This is a genomic window from Nocardia sp. CNS-044 (assembly GCF_059570515.1).
Genome location: NZ_JCANSX010000007.1, coordinates 803,985 through 825,724, shown reverse-complemented (window position 1 = coordinate 825,724; position 21,740 = coordinate 803,985). Strand labels below are relative to the sequence as shown.

20 protein-coding genes and 1 pseudogene are annotated in these 21,740 nt (G+C 68.8%); 10 read left to right on the top strand and 11 right to left on the bottom strand.

Going from position 1 to position 21,740, the window contains the following annotated elements; genetic code table 11:
* Nucleotides 1-16: 16 nt before the first annotated feature.
* A complete protein-coding gene (locus T333_RS18490) occupies nt 17-1,405 on the bottom strand; it encodes a metallophosphoesterase (RefSeq protein WP_496425228.1) in 1,389 nt (462 codons plus the stop codon).
* Nucleotides 1,406-1,564: 159 nt separating this feature from the next.
* Here T333_RS18490 and T333_RS18485 point away from each other — a divergent pair, with 159 nt between their 5' ends.
* Together T333_RS18485 and T333_RS18480 are read left to right on the top strand one after the other, a co-directional pair.
* On the top strand, nt 1,565-1,834 hold the full coding sequence (locus tag T333_RS18485) for a DUF2277 domain-containing protein (protein ID WP_067788783.1): 270 nt from the start codon (nt 1,565-1,567) through the stop codon (nt 1,832-1,834).
* A 113-nt stretch (nt 1,835-1,947) separates the two neighbouring features.
* A complete protein-coding gene (locus T333_RS18480) occupies nt 1,948-2,589 on the top strand; it encodes a class I SAM-dependent methyltransferase (RefSeq protein ID WP_496425326.1) in 642 nt (213 codons plus the stop codon).
* A gap of 137 nt (nt 2,590-2,726) precedes the next feature.
* Here the strand turns inward: T333_RS18480 and T333_RS18475 are convergent, their stop codons facing one another.
* Nucleotides 2,727-3,872, bottom strand: a complete 1,146-nt coding sequence (locus tag T333_RS18475) for an acyl-CoA dehydrogenase family protein (protein ID WP_496425227.1) — start codon at nt 3,870-3,872, stop codon at nt 2,727-2,729.
* A gap of 154 nt (nt 3,873-4,026) precedes the next feature.
* Between T333_RS18475 and T333_RS18470 the strand changes: the two genes are divergently transcribed.
* Nucleotides 4,027-4,734 carry a TetR/AcrR family transcriptional regulator gene (locus tag T333_RS18470; protein WP_355001003.1) on the top strand — a complete coding sequence of 236 codons (708 nt, stop codon included), beginning with the start codon at nt 4,027-4,029 and terminating at the stop codon, nt 4,732-4,734.
* A 12-nt stretch (nt 4,735-4,746) separates the two neighbouring features.
* Here T333_RS18470 and T333_RS18465 read toward each other — a convergent pair whose 3' ends face one another.
* Complete coding sequence (locus T333_RS18465) at nt 4,747-5,469, bottom strand: Mut7-C RNAse domain-containing protein (protein ID WP_496425226.1); 723 nt, start codon at nt 5,467-5,469, stop codon at nt 4,747-4,749.
* 211 nt (nt 5,470-5,680) lie between these two features.
* Nucleotides 5,681-6,433, bottom strand: a complete 753-nt coding sequence (locus tag T333_RS18460) for a PaaX family transcriptional regulator C-terminal domain-containing protein (RefSeq protein WP_496425225.1) — start codon at nt 6,431-6,433, stop codon at nt 5,681-5,683.
* A gap of 110 nt (nt 6,434-6,543) precedes the next feature.
* Between T333_RS18460 and T333_RS18455 the strand changes: the two genes are divergently transcribed.
* Both T333_RS18455 and T333_RS18450 read left to right on the top strand, forming a co-directional pair.
* Nucleotides 6,544-8,172 carry an acyl-CoA dehydrogenase family protein gene (locus tag T333_RS18455; RefSeq protein ID WP_496425224.1) on the top strand — a complete coding sequence of 543 codons (1,629 nt, stop codon included), beginning with the start codon at nt 6,544-6,546 and terminating at the stop codon, nt 8,170-8,172.
* A gap of 27 nt (nt 8,173-8,199) precedes the next feature.
* Nucleotides 8,200-9,240, top strand: a complete 1,041-nt coding sequence (locus T333_RS18450) for a crotonase/enoyl-CoA hydratase family protein (protein WP_355000999.1) — start codon at nt 8,200-8,202, stop codon at nt 9,238-9,240.
* A gap of 4 nt (nt 9,241-9,244) precedes the next feature.
* On the opposite strand, the gene T333_RS18445 is transcribed toward T333_RS18450, so the two are convergent.
* From T333_RS18445 to T333_RS18435, 3 genes are all read right to left on the bottom strand, one after another.
* Nucleotides 9,245-9,457, bottom strand: coding sequence for a DUF8691 family protein (locus T333_RS18445; RefSeq protein WP_355000998.1), 213 nt, complete (start codon nt 9,455-9,457; stop codon nt 9,245-9,247).
* Between the two features lie 97 nt (nt 9,458-9,554).
* The gene (locus T333_RS18440) at nt 9,555-12,191 is read right to left on the bottom strand and encodes a LuxR C-terminal-related transcriptional regulator (RefSeq protein ID WP_357252364.1); all 2,637 of its coding nucleotides are present in this window, start codon (nt 12,189-12,191) and stop codon (nt 9,555-9,557) included.
* Nucleotides 12,192-12,444: 253 nt separating this feature from the next.
* Complete coding sequence (locus tag T333_RS18435; RefSeq protein WP_496425223.1) at nt 12,445-12,876, bottom strand: GAF domain-containing protein; 432 nt, start codon at nt 12,874-12,876, stop codon at nt 12,445-12,447.
* 773 nt (nt 12,877-13,649) lie between these two features.
* Between T333_RS18435 and T333_RS18430 the strand changes: the two genes are divergently transcribed.
* Nucleotides 13,650-13,856 (top strand): hypothetical protein, encoded by a 207-nt coding sequence (locus tag T333_RS18430; protein WP_355000995.1) that lies wholly within the window; start codon nt 13,650-13,652, stop codon nt 13,854-13,856.
* A gap of 7 nt (nt 13,857-13,863) precedes the next feature.
* On the opposite strand, the gene T333_RS18425 is transcribed toward T333_RS18430, so the two are convergent.
* The 3 genes from T333_RS18425 to T333_RS18415 form a co-directional block, all read right to left on the bottom strand.
* Nucleotides 13,864-14,592, bottom strand: a complete 729-nt coding sequence (locus tag T333_RS18425) for a GNAT family N-acetyltransferase (RefSeq protein WP_355000994.1) — start codon at nt 14,590-14,592, stop codon at nt 13,864-13,866.
* A gap of 172 nt (nt 14,593-14,764) precedes the next feature.
* On the bottom strand, nt 14,765-15,052 hold the full coding sequence (locus T333_RS18420; protein ID WP_496425222.1) for a M3 family metallopeptidase: 288 nt from the start codon (nt 15,050-15,052) through the stop codon (nt 14,765-14,767).
* 16 nt (nt 15,053-15,068) lie between these two features.
* The gene (locus T333_RS18415; protein ID WP_355000992.1) at nt 15,069-16,217 is read right to left on the bottom strand and encodes an RNA-guided endonuclease InsQ/TnpB family protein; all 1,149 of its coding nucleotides are present in this window, start codon (nt 16,215-16,217) and stop codon (nt 15,069-15,071) included.
* 35 nt (nt 16,218-16,252) lie between these two features.
* Between T333_RS18415 and tnpA the strand changes: the two are divergent.
* The 3 genes and pseudogenes from tnpA (at nt 16,253) to T333_RS18400 (ending at nt 19,237) form a co-directional block, all read left to right on the top strand.
* Nucleotides 16,253-16,658: pseudogene (gene tnpA, locus T333_RS18410) on the top strand (IS200/IS605 family transposase).
* Nucleotides 16,659-16,983: 325 nt separating this feature from the next.
* The gene (locus tag T333_RS18405; RefSeq protein ID WP_355000991.1) at nt 16,984-19,014 is read left to right on the top strand and encodes a TerD family protein; all 2,031 of its coding nucleotides are present in this window, start codon (nt 16,984-16,986) and stop codon (nt 19,012-19,014) included.
* Nucleotides 19,015-19,075: 61 nt separating this feature from the next.
* Nucleotides 19,076-19,237, top strand: a complete 162-nt coding sequence (locus T333_RS18400) for a hypothetical protein (RefSeq protein WP_496425221.1) — start codon at nt 19,076-19,078, stop codon at nt 19,235-19,237.
* Between the two features lie 355 nt (nt 19,238-19,592).
* On the opposite strand, the gene T333_RS18395 is transcribed toward T333_RS18400, so the two are convergent.
* A complete protein-coding gene (locus T333_RS18395; protein ID WP_355000989.1) occupies nt 19,593-20,477 on the bottom strand; it encodes a bile acid:sodium symporter family protein in 885 nt (294 codons plus the stop codon).
* A 403-nt stretch (nt 20,478-20,880) separates the two neighbouring features.
* On the opposite strand from T333_RS18395, the gene T333_RS18390 reads away from it, so the two are divergent.
* Nucleotides 20,881-21,618, top strand: a complete 738-nt coding sequence (locus T333_RS18390) for a glutamine amidotransferase (protein ID WP_496425220.1) — start codon at nt 20,881-20,883, stop codon at nt 21,616-21,618.
* The last annotated feature ends 122 nt before the right edge of the window (nt 21,619-21,740 follow it).

Genomic DNA, 21,740 nt, shown 5'->3' with positions numbered 1-21,740 from the left:
CGATTCCCGCAGGGCGTCAGGCTCGCGTGGCGGCCAGCTCCACGACGGTGATGTCGGAGGGCGCGCCGACTCGAACGGGCGGGCCCCACGCGCCCGCGCCGCGCGTCACGTACAGCTGGGTGTCGCCGTAGCGCTCGAGCCCCGCGACGGTCGGATTCGCCAGTTCCGCAAGGAGATTCCCCGGCCAGAGCTGGCCGCCGTGGGTGTGCCCGGAGAGTTGGAGGTCGACGCCGTGCGCGACGGCGTCGTGGATCTGGATCGGCTGGTGTGCCAGCAGCACTGCCGTGCGGGCCGGATCGCGGTCGCCGAGCGCCTTGCCGAAATCCGGTCCCTGCCCGACCTGTTCGCCCTGCACGTCGTTGACGCCCGCGAGGTCGAAGCCGGGCAGCTCGGTCCGATCGTTGGCCAACAGGCGCAGTCCCAGATCCTGTACGTGCTCGATCCATTCCTCCGCGCCGGAGAAGTACTCGTGGTTGCCGGTGACGAAGTACGCGCCGTGCCTGGCGCGTAGACCGGCGAGCGGTTCGACGGCGTGGCGCAGGTGCTCTACGCTGCCGTCCACCAGATCACCGACCACCGCGATGAGATCGGGCTGGGTGTCGTTGATCGTGCGGACGACGCGCTCGGCGAAACCCCTGCCGAGGATCGGGCCGAGGTGCACGTCGCTGACCACGGCGATCCGGAATCCATCGGCCGAGCGGGGGAGTTTGGCCAGCGGGATGGTCAGCCGCTGGACCTGCGGTCCGTTCAGCACCCCGTGGGCGCCGACGCCGACGGTTGTCGCCGCGGTGAGCGCGGCGGTTCCAGCGATTGCGCGGGAGACGAAGATTCGCCGCGAGATCGGTGCGGAGTCTCGGCCTCGCGCTGTCGAAGGACTTGGTGCCGAGCGCTTTTCGCCACTCGAAGCCGCAGCGAGGAGTTCACCGGCTCCGAGCGGAGTGCTTGGTGTGTCGCCGGATTCTTGTCCCTGCCGCACCGGAGTGTTCGGTGCGGCCACGCATTCCGGCATCTTCTCCGTCGCCGTGCCAGGAGCTTCCGGGGCCTCTTCTCTCTGCTCGGTCGAAGTGGCTGTGTTCATTCCGGTTTCGCGCGCGAACAGGCGCAGCAGCACCGGCCGCAGCACCTCGCCCGCCAGCAGCGCCAGCAAGAGGTAGACGAACAGCGCGCCCCAGAAATAGCCCGGCCACGCGATGGCCCGCACCAGCGGGAACGGCAGTCCGGCCGATTCGGCGAAGAACGCGCCGAGCAGCAACAGCGGGGCCGTCACCAGCACCGCGGTCCCGAGCCGCCGCCCGGCCGACCCCGGCACGGTCGTGTCTCGTACCAGGCGCCGCCACAGATACCAGTGCAGCCCGGCGAAGACCGCGAGCACCGCGACGCCGATCAGTACCACCACAACGATCACCGCGAAGCCCTCTCGACCAACCGAACGGAGCCCGCCGACAGCCGCGCATGGCCGTGGCGGAGCGGGACACGCCCTCTCCCGAACCGACCGTTCCGACCTTACGCGGGAGCGTGCGGTGGAGCGGGGAACGATGTCACCCCACCTCGGTAGCCTCGAAGCATGTGCCGAAACATCACAGCCCTGCGCGGGTTGGAGCCCGCGGCGACACCGGAGGAGATCCAGGCGGCGGCGCTGCAGTACGTGCGCAAGGTCGCGGGCATCTCCAGCGTCTCCGCCGCGACGCGTCCGGTTGTGGAGGCCGCGGTGGCCGACATCGCCGCGGTGACGACCCGCCTGCTCGCCGAGCTGCCGGACCGCAAGGTGCCGCCGAAGTCGGTGCCGCCGCTGCGCCGCCCCGAGGTGCAGGCCAGGATCGCGGCGCGCGGCTGAACCGCCCGCCGGAAATTCGGATGCGCCGCCGGACGCGTCCGGTTACTGTCGCGCCCATGCGAATCGTCAGCGGCAAGAAGATCCGCGATGTGGACATCGGTTAAGCCCGAGAGCTGATCGGACGCCATTCGGCGGTCCGGATCGACCTCGGTACCGGCGACGGACGCGCGGTGCTCGCCGCGGCCGCCGCCGACCCCCGCCGATTGGTGATCGGCGTGGACGCCAACGCGGCGGGCATGTTCGAAGCCTCCCGCAAGGCCGCGCGCGGCAAGCTCGCGAACGCGCTGTTCGTGGTGGCCGCCGCCGAGCGCCTGCCCACGGAACTGGACGGCGTCGCCGACGCGGTGACCGTGTACTTCCCGTGGGGTTCGCTGCTGCGCGGCGTGGTCACCGCGGATCCGGTCGTCGTGACGGGTCTCGCCCGGTTGCTGAAGCCCGGCGCTGCACTGTCGATCCTCGTATCGGTCATCGAGCACGATCGCGGTTCCGGTCTGCCGCCGATCGACGAGAACGACCTGCGCGGTCTCGCCGGACCCTACGCGGCGCACGGTCTCACGATCACGGAGATAGCGCCCGCTACCGCCGCCGAGATCGCCGCCACTGGTTCCTCGTGGGCCAAACGCCTCGGCGCGGGGTCCCAGCGCAGCGCCTGGCGAATCGCGGCGCACCGATCGAACGCGCAGCGCGCGCCGGAACTCGCGGCCGAGCACCGGACGGGGACGGCCTGCGCGGAGCCGGCCGGAGACGCCCGGTAGCCGACGGCCGCGCACCCGGTGGATCCGCGGGGCGGGCGGCCACACCCGGCGGCTCCGCCGGTGACCGTCCGCCCGCGGGCGTGCGCCGCTGTGGAAGCCTTTGCATCGCAATCGAACTGCGAAGCAAAGGCTGCGGCTCACAGTGACCGGGCGATGATCTCCTTCATGATCTCGTTGGTGCCCGCGTAGATCATCTGCACCCGGTTGTCCACCCACATGCGCGAGATCGGGTATTCGGTCATGTACCCGTAGCCGCCGTGCAACTGGAGGCACTCGCTGGCGACCGACATGGCCTTGTCGGTGGTCCACCACTTCGCCATCGCGACGGTCGGGATGTCGAGTTCGCCCGCGATGTGCTTTGCGATGCAGTCGTCGGTGAAGACGCGCGCGATCTTCGCCTCCGTGGCGACCTCGGCCAGCTTGAACTTCGTGTTCTGGAAGCCGAAGACCGGGCGGCCGAACGCCTCGCGCTCCTTGGTGTAGCGCAGCGTGTGCTCCAGCGCGGTCTCCATGCCCGCCACCGAGCCGACCGCGATGATCAGGCGCTCCTGCGGCAGCTGCTGCATGAGCTGGACGAAGCCCTGGCCCTCCTGCGTGCCGAGCAGGTTGCTCACCGGGATGCGCACGTCCTCGAAGAACAGCTCGGAAGTGTCCTGGCCCTTCTGGCCGATCTTGTCCAGCACCCGGCCGCGGCGGAAGCCGGGGCGGTCCGCCTCGACGAGCACCAGGCTGATGCCCGCCGCGCCCTGGGAGGTGTCGGTCTTGGCCACGACGATGATCAGGTCGGCCTGTGCGCCGTTGGTGATGAAGGTCTTGGAGCCGTTGACGACGTACTCGTCGCCGTCGCGGACCGCCTTGGTCTTGACGCTCTGCAGGTCCGAGCCGGTGCCGGGCTCGGTCATCGCGATCGCGCCGACCACCTCGCCGCTGGCCATCTTCGGCAGCCAGTGCCGCTTCTGCTCCTCGGTGCCGTAGGCGAGCAGATAGTGCGCGACGATGCCGTTGTGCAGGCTCTGGCCCCACGCGGTGTCGACCACCCTGGCCTGCTCCTCGATCAGCACGGCCTCGTGCGCGAAGGTGCCGCCGCCACCGCCGTACTCCTCCGGGATGGACAGGCAGAGCAGCCCGAGTTCGCCCGCCTTGTTCCACAGGTCTCGGTCGACGTGGTGCTGGGCGATGTACTTGTCGACGTTGGGCGCGACTTCCTTCTCGAAGAAGGCGCGCGCGAGGTCGCGCAGCGCGTCCAGGTCGTCGTTCATCCAACACGACCGGTAGGCGGCCATCGAGACTCCTTAGGCTCGGCGTATTACTGGCAATACTTGTGACCAGTGTTTACGGGTACAGTGTGTACCATCGGTTGCGCTGGGACAAGACGGAATCTCGAGCGGCCGCACGGATCGGATACAGCGCCCGTGGAGGTCGGATACGGTGAGCCGCGTGGGACGACAGGGCTGGACCGACACCGCCGAAACCCGCCGCTCGGGCGCGCGCGGGCCTGGCGGTGACGAACGGCGCCGCGCGCTCGTCGCGGCCGCCGTCGCGGCGATCGAGGAGCACGGGCCCGATGCCTCGATCGGGCAGATCGCCGACCGCGCCGGGCTGGTGCGCACGCACGTCTACCGGCACATCGCGGGCAAGGAAGAACTCGATCGCGCCGTCGCGCGGCACGCGCACGCCGAGCTCACCGCGCGCATCCGCGCCACCTTCGACGTCGACGGGACGCCGATCGACGTCATCCGCGCGCCCATCGCCGAACACGTCGCCTGGGCAGGGGAGCACCCGAATCTGTACCGCTTCCTCGTGGAGCGCAACTATCGCAGCGGCAACGACGAACCGCGCATCGGCGGCAGCGCCTTCGCCTCCGAGATCTTCATCGCCGCAACGCGATACATCCCGCGCTTCGGTTCGGACCGAGCCGCGGCGGAACGGCTCATCATCGCGCTGCTCGGGCTGATCGATGCCTCCGTGCGCTGGTGGCTGACGCACCGCGAGAGCACCAGGGAGACGCTGGTCGACCAGCTGACCGCCGAGGCGTGGCTGTTGATCGATCATCGCTTGCGCGCCCTCGGCATCGAACTCGATCCCGCGGCGCGACTGCGGGATCTGCTCGTCGCGGGCGAGGCCTACCGCGGCGAGGCGAGCTGAGCCGGTGCCGGTCTAGGAACCGAACTTTCGCTGCGCGTGCGCGACGATCGCGTCGAGTCGCGCGTGGTGCGCGCCCTTCCAGTAGGTCTGGCCGCAATCGACGCACTGGGCGAAGGTGTCGTAGGTCTGTTCGGTCTGGTTCGGCAGCCGCTCGAGCACGGTCGCCTTGTCGGTCTCGCGCAGCAGGCCGTTGCAGGTGGTGCACCTGGTCCACGGGGCGAGGGAAGGGGCGAAGCGGGACAGCACGTCGTCGAGTTGCTCGGCCGGCTTGTGGCTGTAAATGTATGCGCCCGCGTAGATTTCGCGCCGCCGCAGCAGTCCGCGATCCCGGGACAGCAGGATGCGGCGCTCGGCCGCCGACCGCGTCGCCAACGCGGCGTCGCCGATGTCGGGGTTCTCGTAGGCGGCGTCGATTCCGAGCAGGCGCAGCCGCCGCACCAGGGTGCCGAGGTGGATGTCGAGCAGGAAGCGCACCGGGTCCGGCATTCGTTGCGGACGGGTCACCGCGCGTACCGCGAGCGAATCGCCGTCTTTGGGCACATAGGCAGGTCCCACCGTCTGCGCGTTCACCACCAGCGCGCCCGCCTCGGTGAGGGGCACCCCGAGCGACTCCACCACGTGCCCCACGGTCGACACCCCGTCGACGCGCACGCTCGACGGACCCCCGCGCAGCCCGGCGGCCACGAACAATTCCAGCTCGGTCGCGAATTCGACCGTGATCTCCCCGGTGCCCACCCGGCAAGCATGCCAGGACTCACATCCGCTGACCAGCGCAATTCTCGCGGCGTGCGCGACGCATCGCCGCTTCGTGTGAACCGCAGGCCGATCGCGCACGGCGGTGAATACCCCGGAGCGGCAGGCGAATCTGGTCGACCCGCTCGCCGACCAGCGGCATACCGTGCCGTGGTTCGCCAGGCAGCAGGCGTACCCGCGCGAGCACCGGCCATCAGCTTCGCTGTGCTGAAGTCCCCATCAACGCCTCGGCGAATGCTGCGAACTCCGTGCGGAAATCCAGGTACGCCGCGCGCAACTCACGGCCCGGCCAGCGGTCGGGTAGCAGTTCAGCGGGCAGCATCGGGTCGTTGAGAATGTGCCGCACGGTCGCGGCGGCGACCTCGAACCGGTCGCCGATGGAGTCCGCGGCCGACATGGCGGACAAGAGCAGTCGCGCGTCGTCGGCCCAGTCGTCCGGCTGGAAGAGCCGTTCGGCGAGTTCGCTGTCCGGTTCGCCGGGGTGGCCGGTGAAGATCGTCAGTCGGCGCGCCGCGGCGGTGGGGAACTCGGTGCCGAGATTGTCCGGCCGGGTCCACACGCCCTCGCGGAGTTCGCCGAACTTCTTGGCGCGCAACACTTCCCGGAACGCGGCCCGGTCGGTGGAGTCGTCCGCGCCGACCGTCACGATGGCGAGCCGCCACGTGCGGTCCCATTCGCCCGTCGGTGGATGCATGGCCTCGTCCTGGCGATGCTGCCGCTCGATCAGCCGCGGCGAGAGCCGGTAGGCGCTGTCGCGGCGCTCCAGGTCGCCGACCGCGACCATCCTGGTCAGCGCCGCGCGCACCGCCGACTCCTGGAGTCCGAGCCCGGTCGACACCCGCACGATCCAACTGACCGGCGCCTCGGCCGGATGCGCGCCGAGCAGTGCGCTCAGGATCGCCGACCGCGCGGTCAGCTTCCTTACCGGCGCACCACGCGAATCCATGCCCCGATGCTAGCCACTCGCCGCACGGCCACCGCGGGGGACGAGGCGGGGTATTGCAATTCTCTGGCGCGTGACGCAGGCTTGTAATATAGCTGGGAGGACGGACGGTTATGCCCACACACGAGGTGACGAATCAGGCTCCGCCGCTGGTGGATTTCGACGCGGCCGAGCAGCCGGTGATCCTGGAGGCGTTGCGCAGAGCGGGGGCCGAATCGGCCATCGACGACGTGCGCGCGGTCGGCAAGGTCGCGGGCAGCGCCGAGGCGCAGGCGCTCGGCGACCTGGCCGAGGCGCACCCGCCGGTGTTGCGGACCCACGACCGCTACGGGCACCGGATCGATGAGGTCGAGTACGACCCGAGCTATCACCGGTTGATGGAGTACGCGGTCGGCTTCGGCCTGCACGCCGCGCCGTGGGCGGACCGCGGCCCGAGCCCGCACCTGGTCCGCGCGGCGAAGATGAGCGTGTGGAGCCAGGTCGACGCGGGCCACGGTTGCCCGATCTCGATGACCTACGCCGTGGTCCCCGCGTTGCGCGCCAACCCCGAACTCGCGGCGCAGTACGAGCCGCTGCTCGTCGCCAAGGAATACGACCCCGGTCTGCGCGTGCCGTCGACCAAACGCGGACTGATCGCGGGCATGTCGATGACCGAGAAGCAGGGTGGCTCCGACGTCCGCGCGAACACCACGGCCGCGGTGCCGAACGCGGACGGCACCTACCGCATCACCGGGCACAAGTGGTTCACCTCGGCGCCGATGTCGGACTTCTTCCTCGTCCTCGCGCAGGCGCCGGGCGGACTGTCGTGTTTCTTCGTCCCGCGCGTGCTGCCCGACGGCACCCGCAACACCTTCAACTTGCAGCGCCTGAAGGACAAACTCGGCAACCACTCCAACGCGAGCAGCGAGGTCGAGTACGACGACACCGTCGGCTGGCTGGTCGGCGCGGAAGGCCGCGGCGTCCCGACGATCATCGAGATGGTGAACCTGACCAGGCTCGACTGCACGCTGGGGTCGGCCTCCGGAATGCGGGCGGGCGTCGCCATGGCCGTGCACCACGCCACCCATCGCCGCGCCTTCGGCGCGCACCTGATCGACCAGCCGCTGATGCGCAATGTGCTCGCCGACCTTGCGCTGGAGGCCGAAGGGGCGACCACGGTCGCGCTGTGGCTCGCCGAGGTGACCGATCGGGCCGTGGCCGGTGACGAGACCGCCGACCGACTGCGCCGGATCGCGCTGGCGGTCAGCAAGTACTACGTCTGCAAGCGCGGTCCGATCCACGCGGCCGAAGCCCTGGAATGCCTCGGCGGCAACGGGTACGTCGAGGAATCGCGGATGCCGAGGCTGTACCGGGAGGCGCCGCTGATGTCGGTGTGGGAGGGCTCGGGCAACGTCGCCGCGCTCGACACGCTGCGCGCGCTGGCCAAACAGCCGGAGGCCCTCGGCGTCTTCTTCGACGAGGTCGAGCAGGCTCGCGGCGCGGACGCCCGGCTCGACGCCGCGATCGGCGCGCTGCGCGACCAGTTCGCCGACTTCGACACGATCCAGTACCGCGCCCGCCGTGTGGTCGGCGAGATGGCGCAGGTGCTGCAAGGCTCGCTGCTGGTGCGCTACGGACATCCCGCCGTCGCCGACGGCTTCGCCGCCAGCAGGCTCGGCCGCGATCACGGCGACGTCTTCGGAACTCTGCCGCACGGCGTCGACACCGGGTCCATCATCGAACGCGTGACGCCCAAGCTCTGATTCCCCCAATCGAAAGGGACTTTCCCGTTGCCCGACTACACCGACCACGCCGGTACTCGCCCCGCCGCCTGGTACGAAGGCCTGACCGAAGGCAAGGACTCGCTGTTCGCCGACCGGGAACAGGCGCCCGCCGACATCCGGTATCGGACGCTGACCTACGAGGTCACCGACCGGGTCGCCCGCATCACCTTCGACCGTCCCGACCACGGCAACGCGATCACCGCGGACACCCCGATCGAACTCGCCGCGGCGGTCGAGCGGGCCGATCTGGACCCGCGCGTGCACGTGATCCTGGTGTCCGGGCGCGGCAAGGGCTTCTGCGGCGGTTACGACCTGTCGATCTTCGCGGAGAACGGCTTCGCACCGGACGCCGGCGCGGCGCCGGTGGACGGCACGGTCCTCGATCCCGCCGTGCAGGCGCGCAACCACAATCCCTGGGGCACCTGGGATCCGATGGTCGACTATCAGATGATGAGCCGCTTCAACCGCGGCTTCTCCAGCCTGCTGCACGCCAACAAGCCGACCGTAGCCAAACTGCACGGCTTCGCGGTGGCGGGCGGCACCGACATCGCGCTGTTCGCCGATCAGATCATCTGTGCCGACGACACCAAGATCGGCTACCCGCCCACCCGCGTCTGGGGCATTCCGGCGGCGGGCATGTGGGCGCACCGGCTCGGCGATCAGCTCGCCAAGCGGCTGCTGTTCACCGGCGACTGCATCAGCGGCAAGCAGGCCGCCGACTGGGGCCTGGCCGTCGAATCCTGCCCCGCCGACGAGCTCGACGAACGCACCGAAGCGCTGGTCGCCCGCATCGCCAGGATGCCGGTCAACCAGCTCATCATGGCCAAGCTCGCGCTCAACAGCGCGCTGCTCGCGCAGGGCGTGGCCAACTCGGGAATGGTCAGCACCGTGTTCGACGGCATCTCCCGGCACACCCGCGAGGGCTACGCCTTCCAGTTGCGCTCGGCCACCGTCGGCTTCCGCGAGGCGGTGCGTGAGCGCGACGAACCCTACGGCGACTGGAAGCGCGCGCAGTTCCGGTCCGGCGAGGAGAGCGCCGAGGGCTGACACCTCAGTCCGGCAGTTGGCGCATCTCCAGCAGGGTCAGGCCGAGGTTGTCGATCATCGCGAGAACCGCGCGCATCGCGGTCGGATCGGGCACGGGTCCGAACAGCGAGGTGGTGCCGCTGCGCGACGGTGCGACGTCGAGGTCGGGAAAGGCGGCCAGTGCGCGGTCGGACAGTTCGCCGTCGATGATGAACTGGTACCTGGTCAGGACCGCCATGGCTCTCCTTCCACTGCGCGATGGTCGAGTCTGGCGCGCCGAGCGCGCGGCTGGCCTCACACGCCGCGGATGAGATTTCCGGAGACCGCCGGGGTCCTCAGAGCACGCCGCTGCGCCGTGCGAAATCCAGCGCGGCGACGCGGGAATTCGCACCGAATTTCGCGTAGATCGAACGCAGATGCGTTTTGACGGTATTGATGGAGACCCCGAGATCCCCGGCGATCTGCTGCGCGGTCCGGCCGGACGGAAGGTGTTTGAGGACGGTCAATTCGGCATCCGTCAGCGCCGGGTGAGTCGAGCGCCGGGCGGTATTGCGATTTCGCCGGACGAGATCACCGAATTCGTCGAGCCGACCCCATCGTCCCGCGTAGACATCGAGCAGTTCGATCGCGTTCGGAACGTCGAGAAAAGGACGGACCAGGTGATCGGCGGCGGCGTGCCGCAACGCGTTCTCCAGGCCGGTCCGCGCCTTCGCGCGATTGCCGCTCGCGTGCTGCGCGGACGAGTACAGCAACCAGCCGGTGACCAGGGTGGAGGGACGCGCGTCGTTCGCACCGTCGAGCAACGGTTCGACGAGCGCCAGCACGGCCTGACTGTGCCCGGCCGCCTCGGCGACCGCCGCGCGCGCCACGGTGACATCGGGCAGGTCGCCGAGCAGCCGCTGCCCCCGCTCGGCGAGCAGCTGCGCGGCCAATGGCTCGGACACGCTCAGCAGCGCCCACACCACGTGCGGGACGACGGTGGCGGTCGCGGCGGGGACGGTGTCCTTGTCGAGCAGCAGCTGTGTGGCGCGGCGCAGGTCGTCGACGGCCGTGCGCCGGTCGGCGCCCTGTTCGACGGCGAGCAGCAGCCCGACCACGTAGCCGTGCCAGCCGGCGAGCGGGCTCTCGGATCCGTCCTGCACCGCGTGCTGGGACAGGGCCGCCGCGATATGGCTCGGATCCGGTTCCTCGCCGCGCAGGTAGGCGGCCAGTCCGGCGGCGGTCATGGCCTGCGCCGCGTCCGGTGTGCCGAGCAGGCCGTGCTCGGCGGCCAGAGCCAGCGCCCGACCGGCCCGGTCGCGCATCGCGGCAGTGGCCTCACGTCCGCAGGCGATGAAAGTCAGGCGGGTCAGTGCGCGCAGCGCGAGCCGCGGGTGGCCCGCGTGCAGTGCCAGGGCCAGTCCGCGGGACAGCACCTCCTCGGCTCGGCCGAGCTGTTCGCCGACCATCAGCGCGGTGGCCGACTGAATCGCCAGATAGCAGTCGATATCGGGATTGCCGGTCGGCGGCACGGCGGCCACGGCGAGGTCACCCGCCACCATCCCGGTCGCGGCCGCCGCGTCCACCGTCGCGGCCACGGTGAGCGCGTCGATCCAGTGCGCGGGCACGAACGACGGGCGGCTGCCGCGCGAGCCGGCGACGTCGAGGTAGGCCTGCGCGTCGGCGGCGCTGCCGTGGAAAAGCGCGTCGAGGACGCGGAGCAACCAGACGAAAGGGTCGTCCAGCATGCTCGGCCGCGCGCGCTGAAGCTCGCCGAACAGCGCGGCGCCGTCCCCGTCGAGGACCATCGTCGTCCCGTGTTCGACGAGCAGATTGCGCAGGTGTCGTGGGTCGCCGACGGCGAGCAGATGGGTCAGCGCCTGGCGTGGCAGCCCGGCGCGGCGCAGCGCGTTCGCGGTCCGCAGGTGCAGTTCGGCGCGGGCCTGCGCGCCGAGCCGGTTCACCTCGGCGAGGAAGTACGCCCGCAGCATCGGGTGGTAGCTGAACCAGACCTCGCCGCCGCGCGCGATCGAGCTGACCGGGAAGTTCATCCGGTCCAGCTCGTAGAGCGTGTGCGTGGCGCCGCCGCCGATCAGCTCGTCGGCCATCTTCTCGGTGAACGAGGCGGGCACGCTGGTGTAGGTGACGAACAGCCGCACGGACGTCGGCAGGGCGCCGATCAGCTCGCCGACCAGGAAGTCGGACACCGCGCGCGGCGGCCGGGCCAGGACGCCGAGCGCCGCGGCGCGGTCGGGGTTCGCGACCAGGCACATCGCGGTGATGCGGACCAGCGCCGCCCACCCGTGGGTCAGGTCGAGGACCGTGGCGAGCTCGGCGTCGTCCAGTTCGCAGTGGTGTTCGCGGCACAGCGCGGCGACCTCCGTGCTCGTCATCGCTAGGTCGGCGGCGCCCCACCGGGTCGATCGTTCGGTCAGCCCGAGTAGATGCCAGTGCAGCGGCGGATCGAAGCGACCGGAGACCACGGTGGTGACCGTCGGCGGCGCGTGCAGCAGGAAGTGTTCCAGCCCAGCCAGTGCGAGCGGCTCGGCGACCAGGTGGGCGTCATCGATGACGATCACCGTCGGCGTTCCGCGCGCGGTCAGAGCCTCGACGAGATGGGCCGCGTCGAAATCGGGAGCGTCGACGGTTCGGCGCTGCGGCGGGTTCGGCAGACCGAGCTGATCGCGCAGCGTCTGCCACAGCGAGAGGCCGGGCGCGGGATGCTCGGACACCGAGATCCAGCCGAGCGCGGGTCGTCGCGACGTCCGCGCCCACAGTCGGCTCGCCCAGTCGGCGAGCAGGACGGTCTTGCCGCTTCCGGCGGGCGAGCAAATCAACAGCACTCGGTGCTCGTCGCTGTCGACGATGGCGTCGAGTCGCTCGATCAGCGTCGTCCTGGCGATCTGCGCGGATGAGAACGACGGCATTTCCGCGGGAATTCCGTCGCCGTCGGCGGAGTGTGAACGTAGATCGGGCCCGTGCGAGATGGTCACCGTGCCTCCTGGACCGACTGCCACTGGCGTGTCATTGCCGCGGTGTGATGTGTATCACCGGCCGCGTGCGAGGCTTGCGTTGTTCCCCAACGGAAGAGGAGACACGATGGAAATCCTCGATCTCGGTTCCGCCATCTTCGACCTGGTCGACACGGTGGTCGGAGCCGTCGCGGATCTCATCGCCATTGCCACCGGCTCGGCGTGAACGAGTTCCCGGAGCGCGGGGAGGGGTGCGCCCCTCCCCGCGTCCGCGTCACTCCTTCGCGCGGAAAGCGTTGGTGCGGTGGGAGTACAGGTTCAACAGGCCGAGCACCTGCCCCTCGGAGACGAGTGGGTGACAGTACAGCGACCGTATGTCGAGTTCGCGCAGGTAAGCGCAGTAAGCGCGCCAACGCGATTCCGCGGCGAGGTCGGCGCTCGAGATCCTTTTGTGCCGCCGGATGACGTCCATGCCCGGCGAATCCGGAAAATCGACGAGGGCCTGCTCCACTGTCGCGGCCTGTCGATCCGAGCAACCGACGACCTCGAGGCCGTCGAGTCCCCAGGCCGAGATGCCGACCAAGGGGTGATCGGGCAGCAGGCGCGCTATGTTCGCGGCGGCCTGCGCGGGTATCGCCGAGGTCTTGTTCGGAAAAAGAGTGACTGAACCGGGGAAATTCGTCGTGATGGGTCGGGTATCGAGCATTCGGACACCTCACTCCACGGCGCGCACCGGCGGCAGGGCCCAAGGGGCCGACCTGCTGGTGTCTCCGGACGCGCCGACTTGCTGACCACCTGTGCAGCTGCCGCGTTGGCAGCGTCGCATCGCCCGTCCCCCGAACGGGCGCCTGCCACCGGTGTTCGACCGGTGGCGGCGTGAACGGTTGCGCGCCTGGGTTTCTCGTAACCGCCGCCCAGGTTTTCCGGAGAGAACCGTTCACCTTCACGCGGGCCACGTGCCGCCGAGCGGCCTTGTGACGGCCACCACATTAACACCGGCTGGTCGGTTCGAGTCGAGGTTTTTCACGTTCGATTCTGGACGGCCGGTTCAGGCGGGTGCCCCGGCACGATTACCCGCGGCCCTGCGTCATCTGTCTCAGTCAGGTCGCCCCAGGGTTCCTCGAACAGGCGCGAGGGGTCGCGATGGGCGTCGGCCTGGTCCCGCGGCTGGTCGCACCACGCCTGCTTCGCCGCGCCGCCGGACCGGATTCGGGATGCGCTGGAAGGCGGTCGTCTCTTGGCGGGCTCGGGCTGTTGGCCTTGTCACGGATGAAAAGGGCTGTGCCACAACGGGAAACAACGTATTCTGCTGGTCAGGTCCCGCGCGGCCGACCGCAACGAGGCGTTTGTATCCAGTAACCAACTTTCGGTCGTTCTTTCTCGCGATTGCCCAGTGACAGCGCCCGCTCCGCCGCCCGATACTCGCAGCATCGGTTGATGGCTACTGCACGGCAACGTTGCTGGCGGAACGGAGTGGACATGTCGCTCGCACACCCCTGTCCGGACAACGGGCCGCTCGGCCACGGCGGTGACGCCGGAGTAGTCGCGAGATTCACCGACCGTGCCCTGCGCCGCTTCGCCCAGACCGTCGAAGGGCTTCCCGAGGCCACGATGGAAGAGATTCTCGCGGTGGTGGACCTGTTCCGTATCGCCGAAGGTGTGCACGTCGGCGTGCGAGACGTCTGAGGTCCGGCTACGACGCCGGGTGACGCGCGCCATCGGCGGGCGAGTGCGGGCGCGCGCTATCGCCTCCGTTCGGGGAAGCGCCGACCGGCGGGCCGTCACCGATGGCGGTCGCGACGAGCCGTTCGCCATTGGGTGGATCGAGTTCCGCGGGCACGCCGAGAACAGGGGACAGGTCGATGCTCTGCCCCGGCCCCAGGACTCGGAAGCCGCGGTCGGTGCAGAAACGGTCGAAATCGGTAGCGGCGGTGAACGATCCGTACATCAGCCGGACTCGACCGGCGGCCGCTCGATCGGCGGCGTACCGCAGCAGGCTCGCGCCGACGCCCGCGCCACGGAACTCCGGCTCCACCGCGAGCACGCCCACCTTCATCAGGCCGACGAGCGCGCGCGCCTGCGCGGCGGTGCCCCACGGCTGGAAGCGGTGCACCACCAAGGCGTCGGGCCCGGCGAAGAGTCCGCCGATGACGACGCGATCGCACTGGGCCACCAGGACCAGGCTGCGCGCGGCGACCGCACCGGCCAGCTCGCCCTTGCCCGCGGCCGCCGAGATCGCGCGAACGCCCGAGGGCGCCATGGCGGAGGCGAGCAGACCGCGCCGCTGTGCCTGCGCCAGCTCCCGGCCGTAGCCGCCGAGCGGAGTGTCGCCGATCCCCGCCAGTGCGCACCACCGCGGGTAGTTGGCCTCGATCTCGGCCGCCGACGCGTACGAGATCGTCACTCGCGCTGGTGAACCCATGTGCACAACCCCTTATAGCTCCGTGGGACCGGCCGTCGGCGCCGCGAGGACCTGATCTTCGCCGGGCGCGTCGCACGGTGCGCGCTCGGTCACGGTGTAGACCGCTTCGGGTCGTGGCGCCGACCTGGCGCCACTCAGTGTACGGTTGTGCACCCACTCCCGCGCATGCGGGTCAGCTCACCAGTCCTCGGCGGGTCAGCAGCGGTTCGATCTCCGGGGCGCGGCCGCGGAAGGACGCGAAGGCCGCGAGCGGATCCACCGAACCGCCGCGGGACAGCAGTTCGCGCCGGAAGGTCTCGCCCTTCTCACGGATGGGTGCGGCGCCGTCCTCGAACCACTGCACGGTGTCAGCGTCCAATACCTCGCTCCAGATGTAGGAGTATTGACGTCCTCTCCGGTCTGAAGGTCGGAGATTCCTGCCAGCGCCATCGCGGGCACTCTGGGTGGGTTCCTGTTTCACGGGGACTTGCTTTCCGCTAGGCGGAAAGGCTGAGGGTCCCTCCGCAGGCGTTTAGCCACTCCGCCCGTCCGGCGGCGTGGATGTTTGCGGCGGCATTCACATCCCGGTCGTGGGTTGCGCCGCACGCGCACCTCCACTCCCGCACCGATAGTGGTTTCGGCCCGTCGATCGCCCCGCACTGCGAGCACAGCCGACTCGACGGGAAGAACCGATCCACTTTCCCGAAATACCGACCGTATCGGGCGGCTTTCTCCTCCAACATCCGAGTGAACATCGCCCACCCGGCATCATGCACCGACTTCGCCAACCTCGTGCGGGCCAGACCTTTCACGCACAGGTCCTCGACGAACACCGCTTGGTTGTCGCGGATGATCGTCGTGGACTGCTTGTGCGCCCAATCCCGGCGCCGGTCGGCCACCTTCGCATGCGCCTTGGCCACCCTTCGCCGTGCCTTGGCGCGGTTGGCGGAGCCCTTCCGTCTGCGCGACAAAGCTTTCTGCGCCTTGCGCAACCGGCGTTCGGCTTGCCGCAGGAACCTCGGCGAGTCGATACGTTTGCCGTTCGACAGCACAGCGAAGGTGGACAAGCCCAGATCGATACCGACCTCACCGTCGGTCGGCGGCAGCGGCTGATCATCAGTCGCCACCACGAACGACGCGAAATACCGTCCCGCGCTGTCTTTCACGATCGTCACCGAGGAGGCCTCCGATGGCAGGCCCCGCGACCAGCGCACAGAGACGTCCCCGATCTTCGGGAGCCGCAGCTTGCCGCCTGTTGTGACCGTGAACCTCGCGTTGCGCGTGAACCTGATCGCTTGCCGGTTGTCCTTGCGGGACCGGAACCGCGGTGATCCGATCTTCGGCCCCTTACGTCGGCCAGTGATCGAGGCGAAGAAATTGCGGTAGGCGGTGTTCAGGTCTGCGACCGCTTGTTGCAAAACCACCGACGACACTTCCGACAGCCAGGCCCGCTCCGGTGTCTTCTTCGACTCGGTCAGCTGTTTCGACAGCTGGGCATCCGACACGGGCGGCAGCCCCGCCCGGTGCGCGGTCATCCGAGCGGCGAGCGCGTCGTTGAACACCACCCGCGCGCACCCGAACGCCTTCGCCAACGACCGCTGTTGTCCCACGGTGGGGTAGAGGCGATAGTTGTACCGCAGCTGCACACCCCCACCTTTCCGTCGGCCGATGACCGAACACGATAGCCGTAGGCACCGGCAGATACTGGGGTTTCGTGCTCCACGCCCATTTGGTTTCGTCACCAAATATCGGAATCGCGCGTTCCCCGACCAGCACCTGACCCGGATCGCGCAGAACATGCGGGACGTGTGCGCCGACTGCGAATGTGAGCCGGTGGGATTCAACGGTGAAACCGACCATGTTCACCTGATCGTGAACTTGCCGCCCCCAAGCTCGCGCCCTCGAAGCTGGTGAACTTCCTCAAAGGCGTCTCCTCGCGCATGCTGCGGCAAACAGTTCCCGACCTGGCTCGCCACTACTGGCAAGCGAAACGCCTGTGGTCGGGGTCCGGCTTCGCCGGATCGGTCGGTGGCGCAGCAATTTTCGTTCTCCGCCAGTTCATCGAACAGCGGCAACAACCGGTTTAGAGCACGCTCAGGCCCTGGCAGCCCTCCCGCGTGAGCCTTCACCAACGCCCTGAAGGGCGGCACACTGGCCCACGCCTGGTAGCCCGCCGAAGTATCCCCCGCAACGGTTTTCGATGTCACCTGCCGCAGACGGTGAGTCGCGGGGTCGGTCGGCCGTAGTGATACGAGTTCTAGTCGGATGTGAGGTGTGTAACAACTGATCGCTTCCGGTCGAATAGCTCTGCGGCGCCGCTGGATTGCGGTGCGAAGCAATGGGGTCGGTATCCGAATCAGCTGAACCCGGTTGCCTGTCATGAATGTTGCGATCAGGAAGGGGCTGTCAGCTGTGACTTCTCCGATGCTGTCGAAGGGCCAGAACGTTCCGCTGCCAGACGATGTCGATCGCATCGATGTCGTGATCGGATGGACCGAATCGGAGATCGAAGTCGATGCGTCCGCGCTATTGCTCGGAGCCGACCGACGGGTCGGTTCCGATGCCGACTTCATCTTCTACAACCAACCGGAGTCGACCGATGGGTCGGTCCGGTTCCTCGGTACCAGTGCGACCGAGGAGGGGGCGCAGGCTCGGATCGCGATCGATCTGTCGGCTGTGCCGGTCAACGTCCACACGGTTGCGCTCGCGGGCAGCGTCGGCATCGGGACGTTCGGGGATCTCGGCAAACTCGCTCTCCGGGTGGTCGACGCTGCCGGATTGTCGCTGGCGGAGTATGTGACTGCGGACGCGACCATGGAGTCGGCCTTCGTCTTCGGCGAGATCTACCGCCGCGGCGGCGAGTGGAAGGTCCGCGCTGTCGGGCAGGGGTGGGAGTCGGGACTGGCGGGTCTGGCCAAGGACTTCGGTGTCGACGTCGATGACGCCGAACCCGAAACGGGCGACGCCGAACTGGATGCCGCACCGGCGAGCGAGCCGGAAACTGCCATGCCCGTCGAACCAGTTTCCGCTGAGCCCGGGGGCCAGCCGCAGCAGGCACCCGCAGCAGGAGCCCGGACCAGCGGAAGGGGTCGAGGTGTAAGAACGGCTAAACGGGCGTTGAAGAAGGCCAAGCCCCTCGAGTTCAAGCTCGCTGAGCTCGACACCTGGCAACCGGCTCGACTGTTCTCGGTGGTCGGTGTCGGCGCGGGGGAGGAGCAGGAGCGCCGCGCCACATCGGCACTGATCGGTACGATGCAGGCTGTCCGGCCGTTCGCACGCGCGGTGTGCGCCAGGATGGGCGCCCCGGTCGGCGCGTTCGAGGGGTACGTCGAGGTGCAATACGAACGCGGTGAATCGAAGGTGATACCGGACGCCGTCCTGAAGGTGTCGCGAGGTAGTCGGGTGTGGACCGGACTACTCGAGGTCAAGACCGGAAACGGCAAGCTCAAACGTGATCAGCTCGAGAGCTACCTGGATGTGGCGCGCAAAAAGAAGTACGACGCGGTAGTCAGCTTGTCGAACGACGTCCCTGCAAGCCCGGGTGAACTCCCGGTCGAGGTCGACCGCCGCAAGCTGGCCAAAGTGGCCTTACGGCACCTGTCTTGGGCGGAAGTGGCGCACGAAGCCCGAATGTTGCTCTCGCACGGCGGCATCGACAACGAGTTGCAGGCCTGGCTGCTCGGTGAGTTCTTGCGCTATCTCGACCACCCGCGCTCAGGGGCGACCGAGTTCGTCGACATGGGTCGGCACTGGGTGGCGGTTCGGGATTCGGTGACGGCGGGTACTTTGCGCGCGGGTGATCAGAAGGCCTTGACGGTCGCGGACACGTGGGTGTCGTTGTCGCGGCACCTCGCCCTGCGATTGACCGCCGAACTCGGCGTCACGGTCAAGCACGTCCTGCCCCGGCGTCACCGCGCGGATCCGGCCGCCCGCAACGCCGCTGTCGCGGAGCGGCTCGCGGCGGACGGCACGTTCGAAGCCGTGCTGCGCATCCCTGATACCGCGGGAGATCTGGTCGTCATCGCCGACGTACGCACGAACAAGGTTCGCTGCCGCACGGTTCTCGACGCGCCGAACGAGGGGTCGTCCGGTCGCCGCATGTCGTGGTTGATCAGGCAACTGGAGGATGCCCCCGGCGACGTGCAGGTCGAGGCCGTGTTCTCGGAGCGCGGCAACGAGGCCTGCGAGCACCTCGCGACGGTGCGCGCGAATCCGAAAGCGCTGACCGACGGTCGTTCGGGTTCGATCGTGTCGTTCTCGTTGGAGCAGACCTTCCCGATGGGCAACCGGCGAGCCGGTACCGCGGCCAGTTTCATCTCCAGCGTCACCTCGGCGACCGACGCGTTCTACGGGTCGGTGGTGCAGCCGTTGCGCGGATGGGTGCCCGCCGCACCCAAACAGCCGGAGCAAATGCAGTCCGAGGCCGCAGTATCCCCAGAGTGATGCGTCTGGCCTCGGAACGACAGCGCCGTCGGGTGTGGGGACGCGCGGCTATCGTGGAGGCGTGGGCATTATCGGCGAGCTGTTCGGCAACAAGCTGAACGACGAGGGCAGTGAGGACAGCGACGGGCAGCTACATGAGCCGCGCGTCGCCGTGGATCTGGACGCGGGCGTGATCCGGCTGTCCGCCCCGGCGCGGACGACCGAAGACGAGACCACCGACTGACATCCGCTGGTCCGCCGCCGAGCTGTGCTGGTCGGCTGGCTCGCGGTGGACGCACTCTGGCAGCCCCGCGCCTCACGCCCCTCGAGCTGAGCTCGTTTGAGGGCAGTTGTCTGCCTCGGCGCACTGGCCGTGCCGTCGATCTGCCGATGGGTCTGCCGTCATTCTGCCGACTATTGCGCCGTCGATCTGCCGACGCTGTAGCCGTTGATCCGCCGACGGATCTGCCGTCATTCTGCCGACCGCTGCGCCGTCATTCTGCCGACGACTCTCCGTTCGGTGGACGCAGCGCGACCCGCACCCGGATGGGAGACCGGCGGGCGGCGCAAGGTCGGTGTGGTCGAGGGGCGCGGGACTCTCAGGTGGTTTCGGCGAGGGCGGGGCGGGGCTGGCGGCGGGTGAGGAGCCAGCCGACGGCGGTGGCGAGGGGGAACATGAGGACGCCGTAAACCGCTGCGGGGACGGCCATTTCGGTGCTGTCCAGGACGCTGATGGCGATGGTGATCGCGATGGTGCTGTTGTGGATGCCCACTTCCATCGAGCAGGCGATGGCTTGGCGGTCGGAGACGCCGAGCCAACGGGGGAGAAAGTAGCCCGCGGTCAGGCTGACGAGGCAGAACAGGGTGGTGACCGCGCCGACGTCGACGGCGTAGTCGACCAGGTTGTCGCGCTCGGCGACCATGGTGCCGACGACGACCAGCATCAATGTCAGCGCCGAGCCGATGCGCACCGGCCGGTCCATCCGGTCGGCGAACCCGCTCGACAGCCGCCGCACCACCATCCCGATCGCGACCGGAACCAGCACGATCGCGAACACTTGCACGACTTTGCCGAATTGCAGGCCGACCGTGCCAGCGCCCTCGTCGGGATCGAAGTAGTCGATGGCGAAGTTGGTCACCAGCGGCACCGTGGCCACCGCGATGATCGAATTGACCGCGGTGAGAGACACATTCAGCGCGACATCGCCGCGGAACAGATGGCTGAAGAGGTTCGCGGTGGTCCCGCCCGGCGAGGACGCGAGCAGCATCATGCCGACCGCGAGGATCGGCGGCAGGTCGAACAACAGCACCAATCCGAAGGCGACGATCGGCAAGACCACGAGCTGGCAGGCGAGCGCGATCGCCACGGTCTTCGGGTTTCGGGCGATGCGGGTGAAGTCCGCGACCGTCAGCGACAGCCCGAGGCCGAACATGATCACGGCCAAAGCCACTGGCAGACCGACGGATACGAGCGGAGAGTCCATATTCTTCCTCAGCATTCGCGGGCCGAAGCCCACATCTGAGACCAATTCGTCTCAGAATGAATGGAGGGTAGCGGTCTGTGACCTAGGTCGCAACCAATTCGGCCGCGCCGACCCCGCCACGCCGGTCGACGGACGAACCCCTCCCGACCGGTCGGGAGGGGTTCGCGACAAGGCCAGCGGCGCGGCCCGAATTCTTACTTGGACGAACCGCCCGCCGAGAGCGACGACAGCAGGCAGTCCCAGTGCGGAGCGCCGCCCGGGCAACCCGGGTTCGCGACCTGCTCCGACTGCGGCGCGGGTGCGGCTGGTTCCAGCGGGATGGCCGAGGCCGGGACAGGCCACCGAAACTCGGGGCCGTGCGGACCTCCCCCTGCGGTGGTCACCGATCTTGCACAATCGGTATATGGCCAAGCCCTGCCTGCTCTTGCAGTTGCGGCCCGAGCGCGCCGCGGCGGACGACGAGTATCGCGCGATCCTGCGCGCCGGCGAGCTCCAAGCCGACGACGTGGTGCGGGTGAAGATGGACGAGGAGTTCCCGCATATCGAGCTCGACGACTATTCGGCGGTGATCGTCGGTGGCGGCCCGAGCAACGTCAGCAGTCCGGAGGACGACAAGTATCCCTACCAGCGGCGCTTCGAGCCCCGCCTGAAGAAGTTGATGACCGAGATCGTCGGCCGCGACTTCCCGTACCTGGGCGCCTGCTACGGCCTTGGCGTTCTCGCGGACGTCCTCGGCGGGAAGGTCAGCGGCGACCGGTACGGCGAGACCGCGGGTGCGCAGACCATCGAATTGGCCGATCACGCGGACGAAGACCCGCTCCTGCGCGACCTGCCGCAGTCGTTCCGCGCCTTCGTCGGCCACAAGGAGGCCTGCCAAGAGGTGCCGCCGGGCGCGACCCTGCTCGCGGGGTCGTCCGGCTGCCCGGTGCAGATGATCCGAACCGGCCAGCACGTGTACGCGACCCAGTTCCACCCCGAGCTGGACGGCAACGGCCTCGCGATCCGCATCGATGCCTATCGCCATGCGGGGTACTTCGCGCCCGAGGAGGCGGACTATCTCACCGAGCTCGGCCATCGCGAATCGATCACGGTCCCGCCGGAGATCCTGCGCCGATTCGTCACCCGATACCGCGTCGAGTAGGCGGGACTTCGTCCGGCGGTGATCCGCCTCTCTCCCGGCCGGTGATCCCGCCGCGAGACCGCCTCGGAACTCGCCGAAGCAATCACCAGGCGATCTTGATACAACCTTAACAAGGTGTCTCG